The sequence below is a fragment of the Streptomyces prunicolor NBRC 13075 genome (genome assembly GCF_000367365.1).
Classification (GTDB): domain Bacteria; phylum Actinomycetota; class Actinomycetes; order Streptomycetales; family Streptomycetaceae; genus Streptomyces; species Streptomyces prunicolor.
The window spans coordinates 1-12,025 of sequence record NZ_BARF01000040.1 but is presented as its reverse complement, the minus strand read 5'-3'; the positions used below and the strand labels follow the sequence as shown (position 1 = coordinate 12,025).

The 12,025-nt window shown below is 69.2% G+C and carries 12 protein-coding genes; 5 read left to right on the top strand and 7 right to left on the bottom strand.

Features of this window, described 5'->3' with window-relative positions; genetic code table 11:
* Positions 1-328 precede the first annotated feature (328 nt).
* On the bottom strand, positions 329-1,999 hold the full coding sequence (locus SPR02S_RS18505; RefSeq protein ID WP_019058482.1) for a fumarate hydratase: 1,671 nt from the start codon (positions 1,997-1,999) through the stop codon (positions 329-331).
* A gap of 182 nt (positions 2,000-2,181) precedes the next feature.
* Between SPR02S_RS18505 and SPR02S_RS18500 the strand changes: the two genes are divergently transcribed.
* Both SPR02S_RS18500 and SPR02S_RS55905 read left to right on the top strand, forming a co-directional pair.
* Positions 2,182-2,898: a DUF1707 SHOCT-like domain-containing protein gene (locus SPR02S_RS18500; RefSeq protein WP_019058481.1), complete on the top strand. Its 717-nt coding sequence runs from the start codon at positions 2,182-2,184 to the stop codon at positions 2,896-2,898.
* Between the two features lie 173 nt (positions 2,899-3,071).
* A complete protein-coding gene (locus SPR02S_RS55905) occupies positions 3,072-3,446 on the top strand; it encodes a WhiB family transcriptional regulator (RefSeq protein ID WP_026150672.1) in 375 nt (124 codons plus the stop codon).
* 117 nt (positions 3,447-3,563) lie between these two features.
* Here SPR02S_RS55905 and glpX read toward each other — a convergent pair whose 3' ends face one another.
* Positions 3,564-4,598 (bottom strand): class II fructose-bisphosphatase, encoded by a 1,035-nt coding sequence (glpX, locus tag SPR02S_RS18490; protein ID WP_019058479.1) that lies wholly within the window; start codon positions 4,596-4,598, stop codon positions 3,564-3,566.
* Positions 4,599-4,724: 126 nt separating this feature from the next.
* Between glpX and SPR02S_RS18485 the strand changes: the two genes are divergently transcribed.
* On the top strand, positions 4,725-5,246 hold the full coding sequence (locus SPR02S_RS18485; protein WP_019058478.1) for a DUF4245 domain-containing protein: 522 nt from the start codon (positions 4,725-4,727) through the stop codon (positions 5,244-5,246).
* A gap of 77 nt (positions 5,247-5,323) precedes the next feature.
* Here the strand turns inward: SPR02S_RS18485 and SPR02S_RS18480 are convergent, their stop codons facing one another.
* The 4 genes from SPR02S_RS18480 to SPR02S_RS18465 all read right to left on the bottom strand — a co-directional run bounded on the left by SPR02S_RS18480 (position 5,324) and on the right by SPR02S_RS18465 (position 9,542).
* Positions 5,324-5,914: a malonic semialdehyde reductase gene (locus SPR02S_RS18480; protein ID WP_019058477.1), complete on the bottom strand. Its 591-nt coding sequence runs from the start codon at positions 5,912-5,914 to the stop codon at positions 5,324-5,326.
* A 496-nt stretch (positions 5,915-6,410) separates the two neighbouring features.
* Complete coding sequence (locus SPR02S_RS18475) at positions 6,411-6,659, bottom strand: exodeoxyribonuclease VII small subunit (protein ID WP_019058476.1); 249 nt, start codon at positions 6,657-6,659, stop codon at positions 6,411-6,413.
* A gap of 26 nt (positions 6,660-6,685) precedes the next feature.
* Positions 6,686-7,894, bottom strand: coding sequence for an exodeoxyribonuclease VII large subunit (xseA, locus tag SPR02S_RS18470; RefSeq protein WP_019058475.1), 1,209 nt, complete (start codon positions 7,892-7,894; stop codon positions 6,686-6,688).
* Between the two features lie 277 nt (positions 7,895-8,171).
* Entirely contained in the window at positions 8,172-9,542 is a 1,371-nt protein-coding gene (locus tag SPR02S_RS18465) for an APC family permease (protein ID WP_019058474.1), read from the bottom strand.
* A gap of 113 nt (positions 9,543-9,655) precedes the next feature.
* Between SPR02S_RS18465 and SPR02S_RS18460 the strand changes: the two genes are divergently transcribed.
* Together SPR02S_RS18460 and ppgK are read left to right on the top strand one after the other, a co-directional pair.
* Complete coding sequence (locus tag SPR02S_RS18460) at positions 9,656-10,681, top strand: 4-hydroxy-3-methylbut-2-enyl diphosphate reductase (protein WP_019058473.1); 1,026 nt, start codon at positions 9,656-9,658, stop codon at positions 10,679-10,681.
* A 29-nt stretch (positions 10,682-10,710) separates the two neighbouring features.
* A complete protein-coding gene (gene ppgK / locus SPR02S_RS18455) occupies positions 10,711-11,457 on the top strand; it encodes a polyphosphate--glucose phosphotransferase (RefSeq protein WP_019058472.1) in 747 nt (248 codons plus the stop codon).
* Positions 11,458-11,530: 73 nt separating this feature from the next.
* Here ppgK and SPR02S_RS18450 read toward each other — a convergent pair.
* The coding region (locus SPR02S_RS18450; protein ID WP_019058471.1) for a DUF6542 domain-containing protein at positions 11,531-12,025 on the bottom strand (495 nt) is incomplete at its 5' end.

Genomic DNA, 12,025 nt, shown 5'->3' with positions numbered 1-12,025 from the left:
TGCGATCCGGTCAACTCGGAGCGTTTCCGGCAAGGTTCACAAAGATTCCGTCCCGTGTGTTCCCGGGATGAAATGGGACAGTGGTGAACGGGGATGCTGGCGCGTCATGCATCCCGGGACACCACGCAGCGCAGGCGGCACCACTTCGGCGCAGGCCAGCTACATCCAGCCCGCCCGCCTCCCAACCCGGGTCGGCACAAATCAGCCCGTCCGGCGTTTGAGGACGAGGCCGTTCAGGCCGACCGGGGGTCCAGGGGGGGAGCCCCCTGGCGGGGTCGAAGGGGCGGAGCCCCTGGGGATGGGACGGGTAGGGGCGGCGGGGGCGCAATCAGCCCAACCCAGGCCCCCGCACCGGAATATGCGTGAACGTAGGCTCAGGCGCCGGGTTCTGGAAGAAGTCGTTGCCCTTGTCGTCGACCACGACGAACGCCGGGAAGTCCTCGACCTCGATCTTCCACACCGCCTCCATCCCGAGCTCCTCGTACTCGACAACCTCGACCTTCTTGATGCAGTCCTGGGCGAGCCGCGCCGCAGGCCCACCGATCGACCCGAGGTAGAAGCCGCCGTGCGCGTCACACGCGTCGGTGACCTGTTTGCTCCGGTTCCCCTTGGCCAGCATCACCTTGGACCCACCCGCCGCCTGGAACTGCTCGACGTACGAGTCCATGCGCCCGGCGGTCGTAGGCCCGAAGGACCCGGACGCGTAACCCTCAGGGGTCTTCGCGGGCCCCGCGTAGTACACCGGGTGGTCCTTCAGGTACTGCGGCATCTCCTCGCCCGCGTCGAGCCGCTCCTTGATCTTGGCGTGCGCGATGTCACGCGCCACGACGAGCGGCCCGGAGAGCGAAAGCCGGGTCTTGACGGGGTACTTGGTCAGCTCGGCGAGGATGCCGTCCATGGGCTGGTTGAGATCGATCCGGACGACGTCCTCCTCGTCGGAGTCCAGATGCTCGTCGGTCGTCTCCGGCAGGAATCGCGCCGGGTCGGTCTCCAACTGCTCCAGGAAGACACCCTCGGCGGTGATCTTCGCGACGGCCTGCCGGTCGGCGGAGCAGGACACGGCGATGGCGACGGGGCAGGAGGCGCCGTGCCGGGGCAGCCGCACCACGCGCACGTCGTGGCAGAAGTACTTGCCCCCGAACTGCGCCCCGATCCCGATCCGCTGCGTCAGCTCGAAGACCTTCTGCTCCAGGTCCTTGTCCCGGAACCCGTGCCCCAAGTCCGAGCCCTCGGCCGGAATCTCGTCCAGGTAGTGCGCGGAGGCGTACTTCGCGGTCTTCAGCGCGTACTCGGCGCTGGTGCCGCCGACTACGATCGCGAGGTGGTACGGCGGACAGGCGGCCGTCCCCAGCGAACGGATCTTCTCCTCCAGGAACTTCATCATGGAGCCCTCGTTGAGGACCGCCTTCGTCTCCTGGTAGAGGAACGACTTGTTGGCCGAGCCGCCGCCCTTCGCCATGAACAGGAACTTGTAGGCGCCGCCGTCGGTCGCGTACAGCTCGATCTGGGCGGGCAGGTTCGACCCGGTGTTCTTCTCGTCCCACATGGTCAGCGGGGCCATCTGCGAGTACCGCAGATTGAGGTTGAGGTAGGCGTCGTAGATGCCGCGCGACAGCGCCGACTCGTCGCCGCCCTCCGTGAGGACGTTCTGCCCGCGCTTGCCCATGACGATCGCCGTACCGGTGTCCTGGCACATGGGCAGCACACCGGCGGCGGCGATGTTCGCGTTCTTCAGGAGGTCCAGCGCCACGAACTTGTCGTTGTTCGACGCCTCGGGGTCGTCGATGATCCGGCGCAGCTGGGCCAGGTGGGCGGGCCGCAGATAGTGCTGGATGTCGTGGATCGCCTCCGCCGCCAGCTTGCGCAGCGCCTCGGGCTCGACCTTGAGGAACGTCCGCCCGTCGGCCTCGAAGGTGGAGACACCCTCGGAGGTCACCAGCCGGTACGGGGTGGTGTCCTCTCCCATGGGGAGCAGATCGGTGTACGCGAACTCAGGCATTCTCGCCCATTCCTCACTCGACAGACAGCACGGCCGGCCGCCATTGGCAGGCGTCACCAGCGTAGAACCTGCCACTGACACCGAGCTTGTGAGGTAAGGCTCAGTTCCTCCGGGCAGTGCCGCCACGCCAACGTTGTCCACACCCCTAGTCGCGATCTATCGCGTTTCGGTACGCTGCTGCCGTGGACCTTCAGAAGCAGCCCGCATCCGCGCCCACGGCCCCGCAGCCCGCGCCCGCCGCCCCGTCGCTGCGCGCCTCGGACGCCGACCGTGACCGCATCGCCGACATCCTGCGCGAGGCCCTGGCCGAGGGCCGCCTGGACGCGGAGGAACACGCCGAGCGGGTCGAGGGGGTGCTGAGCGCCAAGACGGTCGGTGAGCTGGAGGTCTTCATCCAGGATCTGCCGGCCGCCCATGGACACCGCGCGACTACCCCGTCGTACAGCCCCGCCCCGAACCGCCCGACGGAGGGCGCGATCCCGGCCGAGGCCGATGAGAACGTCGTGGCGGTGTTCAGCGCCGCGATGCGCAAGGGCCGCTGGCGCGCGGGCCGTCGTATGCACGCGTACGCCGTGTTCGGCAGCGTCGAGATCGACCTCAGCGAGGCGATCTTCGAGTACCAGCAGGTCGTCATCAAGGCGATCTCGGTCTTCGGCAACGTCGAGATCCGCGTCCCGGAGAACGTGTCGCTGCGCGGTACCGGCGGCGGAGTCCTCGGCAACTTCGAGGTGGACACGCTGGATTCGCTGGAGCCGGACGCGCCCGTGGTCTTCGTCGACGGGTGGGCCGTACTGGGAAACATCGAGGCAAAACCCAAGCGGGGCAAGCTCGTTGCGGACATTCTCGATCGGGTTCAGCGCAAGGTCGACAAGAATTTGCGCAAACACCTGGACCGTTGACGGTTGTGAATCGAGACACATGTGGAGCTGATCGGTCCACGCCCGTCTGCTCCTGACATCGCGCAGAAGCGCCCGAAAACCAGCGGTTCGGAACTCAGTGCATAGGCGCGCGCACAGCGGGTAGGCCTTGCTGCATCGTCTCTCGCTCGCGAAGCCGTCGTCAGGAGTAGACCGTGCTGCAACCGCCGCATTCGTCCCTGCAGGTAGCTGCTGTTCCGGCTCAGCGGGTGCCTGCGCGAGACAGGGACCAAGACGCTCCCTGGCACACCGAAGCGGTGTGCCGGCGCGACGAGGCAGGCCTGTTCTTCGCACCCTCCAAGGAACCCACCGCCGCCCGACTCTCCCGCGAGGACGCGGCGAAGCGCGTCTGCGCCCGTTGTCCGGTCATGGTCGAGTGCCGAGAGCACGCGCTCCTGCAACCCGAGCCGTACGGCGTCTGGGGCGGCCTCACCGCCGCCGAACGCCGCGTGGTCCTGGCCAGGCGCCGCCGCCGCGACCTGGAACTCCAGAAGGCCCGCGCGGCAGGCCGCATAGCAGCGGCAGGCTGACCGACGTAGAAGAGGCGCCCCCACCGCACCGGGGGCGCCTCTTTCACATACGACCCTGCGGTCGTGTCCTTCACATACGACCCTGCGGTCGTGGCTTGTTTCGTGCCCGCGTCGTGGTTACTTGGCCCGATCGAAGTCGATCGCGCTGTACGCCCGCAGCTTGCTCAGCCGGTGTTCCGAATCGATTCGCCGCACCGTCCCGGACTTGGACCGCATCACGATCGAGTCGGTGGTCGCGGTCTCCGACCGGTACCGCACCCCCCGCAGCAACTCCCCGTCCGTGATCCCGGTCGCGACGAAGAACACGTTCTCCCCGGACACCAGGTCACCGGTGGTGAGCACCCGGTCCAGGTCGTGCCCGGCATCCAGCGCCCGCTGCCGCTCGGCATCGTCCTTGGGCCACAACTTGCCCTGGATCACGCCACCGAGGCACTTCACGGCACAGGCCGAGATGATGCCCTCGGGCGTGCCACCGATACCGAGGAGCAGATCCACGCCGGTGCCTTCGCGCAGCGCCAGGATCGAGCCCGCGACATCGCCGTCGGAGATCAGCTTGATCCGCGCACCGGTCTCCCGGATCTCCTTGATGATCCCGTCGTGCCGCGGCCGGTCCAGGACGACGACGGTGACGTCCTCGGGCGTGACCCGCTTCGCTTTCGCGACCCGGCGGACGTTCACCGAGATCGGGGCCTCGATGTCGACGAACTCGGCGGCCTCGGGCCCGGTGACCAGCTTGTCCATGTAGAACACGGCGGACGGGTCGAACATCGAACCCCGGTCCGCGGCGGCCAGCACGGCGATCGCGTTCGGCATGCCCTTGGCGTTGAGCGTGGTGCCGTCGATCGGGTCGACGGCGATGTCGCACTCCGGCCCGGTCCCGTCACCGACGCGCTCGCCGTTGAAGAGCATCGGCGCCTCGTCCTTCTCGCCCTCACCGATGACGACGACGCCGTTCATCGAGACGGTGGAGACGAGGGTCCGCATGGCACGCACGGCGGCACCGTCGGCGCCGTTCTTGTCACCGCGCCCGACCCAGCGGCCCGCGGCCATCGCGGCGGCTTCGGTCACCCGGACGAGTTCCAGGGCGAGGTTGCGGTCGGGGGCCTCGGAGGGGACTTCGAGTTCGGACGGCAGATGATGATGCTCGGTCATCGGAGCGCACCTTTCTGATACGGCGACGGCCGGATGAGGGTATGGCCCCGACTCTATCGCCAGGCAGACAAAATGAGCAGGGGGCCCCACGGATGAGCGGACCAGGGCACCTGCGACGATAGGGACGTGGCAGGTTCGAACGGCAAGCAGAAGACGGTCCGGGACATGATCCTCTCCCTGGGCCTGATCGGGATCGCGGCGGCGGTCGTCTACATCTTCATCCCGCACAGCGACCACGCTCCAGACACCAAGCGGGTCGACTACCGCGTGGAGCTGCTCACGGCACGCCGCGCGGCGCCGTACCCGGTGGCTGCCCCCGAGGGCCTGTCCACGAGCTGGAAGGCGACCTCGGTCAGCTACGACGGCGCCGCGTTCAACGCCTGGCACCTCGGGTTCAGTGCCCCCGGTGGTCAGTACGTGCAGATAGAGCAGTCGACTCAGAAGCAGGCCGACTTCGTCGACACCGCGAGCCAGGGCGGCGCCGCGACGAAGACGACCCAGAACATCGACGGCCGGACCTGGACCCGCTACACCGGCGGTCGCTACGACGCCCTCGTGCTCGCGGACAAGAGCTCGACGACGGTTGTGGCGGGCACGGGGTCGTTCGCGCAGCTGACGGAGATGGCGAAGGCGTTGAAGATGAAGTAGCCCGACGGGCATCCCCGCAGGTATGACGAAGGCCCCTGGCGCGGTGTGTGCCGGGGGCCTTGTGTGTGTCATGCGTCTCAGACGGTGGTAACGACCTCGTCGTACGCCAGCCGCGGGGAGCGCGGGAACCAGGCGTCCTCGCCCGGCTTGCCGATGTTGATGACGACGAACGGGGTGTGGTCGCCGTCCAGGAACTCCTTCTGGACGCCGGCGAAGTCGAGACCGGTCATCGGACCGGCGGCGAGGCCGGCGGCACGGATGCCGATGATGAAGTACGCGGCCTGGAGCGCGGCGTTCAGCGCGGCGTTGCCCTCACGGACCGAACGCTCGCCGAAGACGGCGTCCTTGGCCTGCGGGAAGTGCGGGAACAGGTTCGGCAGTTCCTCGTGGAACTCGTTGTCCGCGGAGAGGATCGCGACCAGCGGGGCGGCGGCGGTCTTCTTCTGGTTGCCCTCGGCGAGGTGCTGCACGAGGCGCTCGCGGGCCTCGGGGGAGCGGACCAGGGTGATGCGCAGCGGCGACTGGTTCATCGAGGTCGGGCCGTACTTGACCAGGTCGTAGATCGCCTGCACCTGCTCGTCCGTCACCGGCTCGTCGGTGAACGTGTTCGCGGTGCGGGCCTCGCGGAACAGCAGGTCCTGGGCGGTGGGGTCAAGGACGAGAGACATACGTGAACTTCCTCGGGGTGGCCGGAAACCGGAACCGGACCGTGGTCCGGATAGGCTGACGAGACAGACCGTACGCGATGAGACGTTCAATGTTCAACCAAAACCGGAGCATGGTGATCCGCATCACAGGGAAATGCGGTTGGGGCGGCTTGCTGTCTGTTGCCGGCGGGCGCTACGTGCGGTCCGTCCCCCTGACCGTCGGCTGTTGTGACTCGCCATCGGCTGCCAGTCCTCGGCCGCGGCTACTCGCTGTCGGCTGGAGGCGGGCGCTACTCGCCGTCTGCCGCTGGTTGTTGGCGGTTGCTTTCGCCGTCCGCTGACAGTCCTCGGCCAGTCCTGGGCTGTTGGCCGTTGCCAGCCGTTCGCCGTCGCTGCGCCGGCCGGTGGTCGCTGCGGCTTGTTGTCCGCCGCCAGCCGGCGCTACTTACGATCCGCTGCCGCCTGCCGCCTGCCGCCTGCCGCCTGCCCGCCAGCCCGCGAGAGCCGCCCGCTCTCACTATTCGCCGTCGCCGTCCGCTTCCGTGGACGAGCCGTCTTCCTCTTCCTCCGCCAGCGCTGCGTCCAACCGAGCCCTGGCTCCGTCCAGCCAGCGGCGGCACACCTTGGCCAGTTCCTCGCCCCGTTCCCAGAGCGCGAGCGACTCCTCCAGCGTCGTACCGCCCGCCTCCAGTCGCCGTACGACCTCGATCAGCTCGTCGCGTGCCTGCTCGTACCCGAGCGACTCTTCCGTCACCTTGCTGGTCATCCGCCCACCCTATGCATCAACGGGAACTACGCCTCGACCCGAACCGTGAACTCGCCCTCGGCGACCCGCGCGCGCAGTACCTCGTCCGCGCTCGCCTCTTCCGGGTCCCGGACGACATGCCCGTCGGCCCGCTGCAGCACCGCGTACCCCCGCTTCAGGGTCGCGGCGGGGGAGAGGGCGACCACGCGTGCGTGCGTGTGGGTCAGCTCCGAGTCGGCGCGGTCCAGGAGGTGGCCGAGCGTGCGGCGGCCCCGGCCGAGGAGGGCGGCGACATGATCCGCGCGCTCGTCGATCATCCGGTGCGGATCCTGTATCGACGGCCGCGACAACGCCTGCGTCAGCCCGCGCTCCTCCCGGTCCACGAACGCGACGACACACCGCCGCGCCCGGTCGCGCAGCTGCCGTACGCGCTCGTACTCCTCGCCGACGTCCGGTACGACCTTCTTCGCGGCGTCGGTGGGGGTGGAGGCGCGCAGGTCGGCGACGTAGTCCAGGAGGGGGTTGTCGGGTTCGTGCCCGATCGCGGACACCACGGGCGTACGGCAGGCCGACACGGCCCGTACGAGCTGCTCGTCGGAGAACGGCAGCAGGTCCTCCACGCTGCCGCCGCCCCGTGCAACGATGATCACGTCCACGCCGTCGAGCGCGTCCAACTCCTTGACGGCCTGCACGACTTGCGGCACGGCGTGCACGCCCTGCACGGGCACGTTGCGTACCTCGAAACGGACGGCGGGCCAGCGATGCCGCGCGTTCTCCAGCACATCCCGCTCGGCGGCCGAGGCCCGCCCGCAGACCAGCCCGATCAACTGCGGCAGAAAGGGCAACGGCTTCTTCCGGTCGGCCGCGAACAGCCCCTCCGCGGCCAGCGACTTCTTCAACTGCTCGAGCCGCGCGAGGAGTTCACCGACCCCGACCGGCCTGATCTCGGTGGCCCGCAACGACAACTGCCCCCGCGGCGCGTACCACTCCGGCTTCGCGAGGACGACCACCCGCGCGCCCTCGCTGACGACCTCGGCGACCTCGTCGAACACCTGCCGAAAGCACGTCACGCTCACCGAGATGTCGTACGACGGGTCGCGCAACGTCAGAAACACGACCCCGGCACCGGGTCGCCGCGACAACTGGGTGATCTGCCCCTCGACCCACACCGCACCGAGCCGATCGATCCACCCGCCGATGAGCCGGGAGACCTCACCGACGGGGAGCGGCGCGTCCGGAGCCGTGTTGAGAGCCATGCGCCCGAGAGTAACGGCCGCCTCTGACAACGGGGTCAAGGTGCGGAGTGGGGCGGGATGTCGGGGCGGGTTGGTGGTCTCGCCGGTGGGGCTGTCGTTGACGTGTCGGTCGGCACCTCTACAGCGCAGGCCGCGCATATCCAGCCTGTCCGGCACCCTTTCAACGCAGGCCAGGCATATCCAGCCCGTCCGGCGTTTGAGGACGAGGCCCCTTCAGGGCGATGGGGGTCTGGGGCGGAGCCCCCAGGAGACGCCCGCCCCCACCCACCCCAGGTGTCTACTGCCGGATCGCCGCGCGCGACTGCACCGCCAGTACCACCAACCCCACCGCCAACCAGATCGCGCCCACCACCTGCGCGGTCCCGGACGCCTCCACGATCACCGCGATCGTGATCGCCGCTCCCAGCACCGGCACCAGCACGTGCCGCCACCACACCACCGGTCCGCCCCGCCGCCGTACCGCGAACCAGCCCACCACGCTCGCGTGCAGCAGCGTGAACGCGGTGAGCGCGCCGATGTCGACGACCGAGACCAGGTGGTCGAGGCCGTCGTCGCGGCGGGCCGCCCAGACCGCGGCGATCAGGGTGATGACGGCCGTGGAGAGCAGGGCGACCCGCGGTACTCCGTCGTCGGTCTTCGACAGGGCGCGGGGCAGGCGTCGGTCGCGGGCCATCGCGAAGACCAGGCGGCCCGCCGCCGCCTGCCCGGCCAGCGCCGCGAACGCCGCGCCGATCGCCTTGCTGACGGCCACCAGGTTGTGCAGCCAGTTGCCGACCGAGACGTCGACCGCGTCGTAGAACGCCGATCCTTGTTTCCCCGCGTCGGCGGCCAGCTGCGCGGACGTCGTCGGCTCCAGGAGGGCGACCAGGTACGTCTGGGCGATGAACAGCACGCCGGCCAGGGCGAGGCAGAACAGCAGCGCCCTGGCGACCTTCTCGGAGCCGCCGGTGACCTCCTCCGCGAAGGTGGCCACCGCGTCGAAGCCCAGGTAGGACAGGACGGCCACCGAGACCGCGCCGATCACCGCCGACAGCGCGAACGCGCCCTGTGTGCCGTCCCCGGAGAGTGGTGACAGCCAGCCCCGTTCGGCGCCGTCGCGCGCGAGAACGACGATCGCCGACACGATGAAGATGATGAGGACGACGATCTCCATCGCGAGGACGAGGAAGCCCACGCGGGCCGCCGCCCGCACACCCCAGAGGTTGAGGCAGGTCGTGATGACGACCGCCAGCGCGGTCCACACCCACCGGGAGACGTCCGGGACCAGCGCGTTCATGGCGATCCCGGAGAAGAGGTAGGCGACGGCGGGGATCAGGATGTAGTCCAGCATCGCCATCCAGCCGGCGATGAACCCGGCCTCCTTGCCGAGCCCCACGCGCGCGTAGGCGAACACCGAGCCCGCCTGAGGGACGACCCGCACCATCTGCGCGTAGCTGAACGCGGTGAACGCCATCGCGACCGTGGCCACGATGTAGACCAGCGCGACGGCGCCGTGCGACTTGGCGTCCAGGGTGCCGAACACGCCGACCGGCGCCATGGGGGCGATGAACAGCAGCCCGTAGACGACGAGATCCCGGAAACCGAGACTGCGCCGCAGCTGGGGCCCGCCGTCGGCCGTGGTCGTCGTATCCGTGCCCGTGTCCGCCATCTCGCGTCTCCCGTACGTCGTGCCCGGCCCCCACCCCTCCCACTCCACCGCGAGTCTCCCCACGCCAGTCTCCCCAAGGACGCGATCTTTGACCCGTCGGGCGCGGCCTTACGATGGGACGCATGACTGCTTCGTCTGGCCGCCGTGTCCTGCTCGCCGCCCCCCGTGGCTACTGCGCGGGTGTGGACCGCGCCGTGATCGCCGTCGAGAAAGCCCTTGAGCAGTACGGGGCTCCGATCTATGTCCGGCACGAGATCGTGCACAACAAGTACGTCGTGCAGACCCTGGAGAAGAAGGGCGCCGTCTTCGTCGAGCGGACGGAGGAGGTCCCCGAGGGGAACATCGTGATGTTCTCCGCGCACGGCGTCGCGCCCGTCGTCCACGACGAGGCCAAGCAGGGCCGCCTCGCCACCATCGACGCGACCTGCCCCCTGGTGACCAAGGTCCACAAGGAAGCCGTCCGTTTCGCGAACGAGGACTTCGACATCCTCCTCATCGGCCACGAGGGCCACGAGGAGGTCATCGGCACCTCCGGAGAGGCCCCCGACCACATCACCCTGGTCGACGGCCCGTCCGACGTCTCCAAGGTGGAGGTGCGGGATCCGTCCAGGGTCGTATGGCTGTCCCAGACCACCCTCTCGGTCGACGAGACCATGGAGACGGTCGACGCCCTGAAGGAGAAGTTCCCGCAGCTCATCTCCCCGCCCAGCGACGACATCTGCTACGCCACGCAGAACCGCCAGCTCGCCGTGAAGCAGATGGGCGAGGAGGCCGACCTGGTGATCGTGGTCGGCTCGAAGAACTCCTCCAACTCCGTACGGCTCGTCGAGGTCGCCAAGCTGGCCGGTGCCCGCGCCGCCTACCTGGTGGACTTCGCCGACGAGATCGAGGAGGCCTGGCTGGAGGGCGTGACCACGGTCGGCGTGACCTCGGGTGCTTCCGTGCCGGAGATCCTGGTCGAACAGGTGTTGGAGTGGCTGTCCGGGCGCGGCTACGAGGACGTCGAGCTGGTCAAGGCGGCCGAGGAGTCCATCACGTTCTCGCTGCCCAAGGAACTCCGCCGTGACCTGCGCGAAGAGGCGGCCGCACTGGTCGCCGAGCGCACCGGTTCGGACCGTACGGCACCCTCCGGGCAGTGACTGTCAGTCGTTCGTCGTAGCGTGGATCCATGCAGATCTTCGGCGTGGACATCGGTGGATCCGGGATCAAGGGCGCCCCTGTGGACCTGGACAAGGGCGAATTGACGGAAGAGCGGTGCAAGGTGCTGACCCCGCACCCGGCGACACCGGACGGGGTGGCCGACGGCGTGAAGGAAGTCGTCGACCACTTCGGCTGGACGGGACCGGTCGGGCTCACGTTTCCAGGTGTGGTCACCGGCGGGGCCACGATCCGTACGGCGGCGAACGTCGACAAGAGCTGGATCGACACGGACGCGGGCGCGCTGTTCGCCGACCGGCTGGGCGGCCTCCCGGTGACGGTCGTCAATGACGCGGACGCGGCGGGCGTCGCCGAGATGCACTTCGGCGCCGGCCAGGGCCGCAAGGGCACGGTGATCCTGCTGACCTTCGGCACGGGCATCGGCAGCGCCCTCTTCGTCAACGGTGTCCTGGTCCCGAACACGGAGCTGGGCCACCTTGAGCTGAACGGCCACGACGCCGAGAAGAAGGCCTCCAGCAAGGCCAAGGAGGACGGCGAGCTGACCTGGGAGCACTGGGCCAACCGCGTCCAGAAGTACCTCGCCCATGTCGAGATGCTCTTCTCGCCCGAGCTGTTCATCATCGGCGGCGGAGTCAGCCGCAAGGCCGACAAGTTCCTGCACTTCATCGAGGACATCAAGGCCGAGATCGTCCCGGCGCAGTTGCAGAACAACGCGGGGATCGTGGGGGCGGCGATGCACGCGGCGGGGGACGACTAGGCCTCGGCATCCCCGGGAGTCACGCGTGCGGGCGCCGCGCGCGTGACGGCGAACGGCACAGGGACCACGGGACTCAGGCCCGTCGGCGACGCCTCAGCAGCCGAACCCTGCGGACCGTCGCGATGAGCCCCGCGACGAGCGTCCCGCCGTAGAGCCAGCCGGCCTGGGTGGCGAGGCCGGTGAACACGCCCACCAGGCGGTTGGCGAGGCCGCCGCTGCCGTCGGCCACCGGGAAGAGGCCGACGGCGAAGGCGATCGGTACGACGACCGGCGCGGTCAGCAGGTCGCCGCGCCGGATCCAGACCGCGGTGAGCACGCACACCGGCACGAACAGCACGCCGTACACGGTCAACGACGCCCCGAACAGGAACTGGTCGATACACCCGAGCACGAACATCACGGCCGCGCAGAACAGTCCGCCGCCGAGCCCGGTGAGCCGGGGGTTCGGTAGCTGCCGTACCGTCTCGGCCGCCGTAGGGCTCGGGCGTCGTACGGCCGCCGGGCGGCGCTGTGCGGTGCCGCGGGCCTGCGGGCCGGGGCGGGTCGTGCGGGCCGGGCCGCCGCTCGG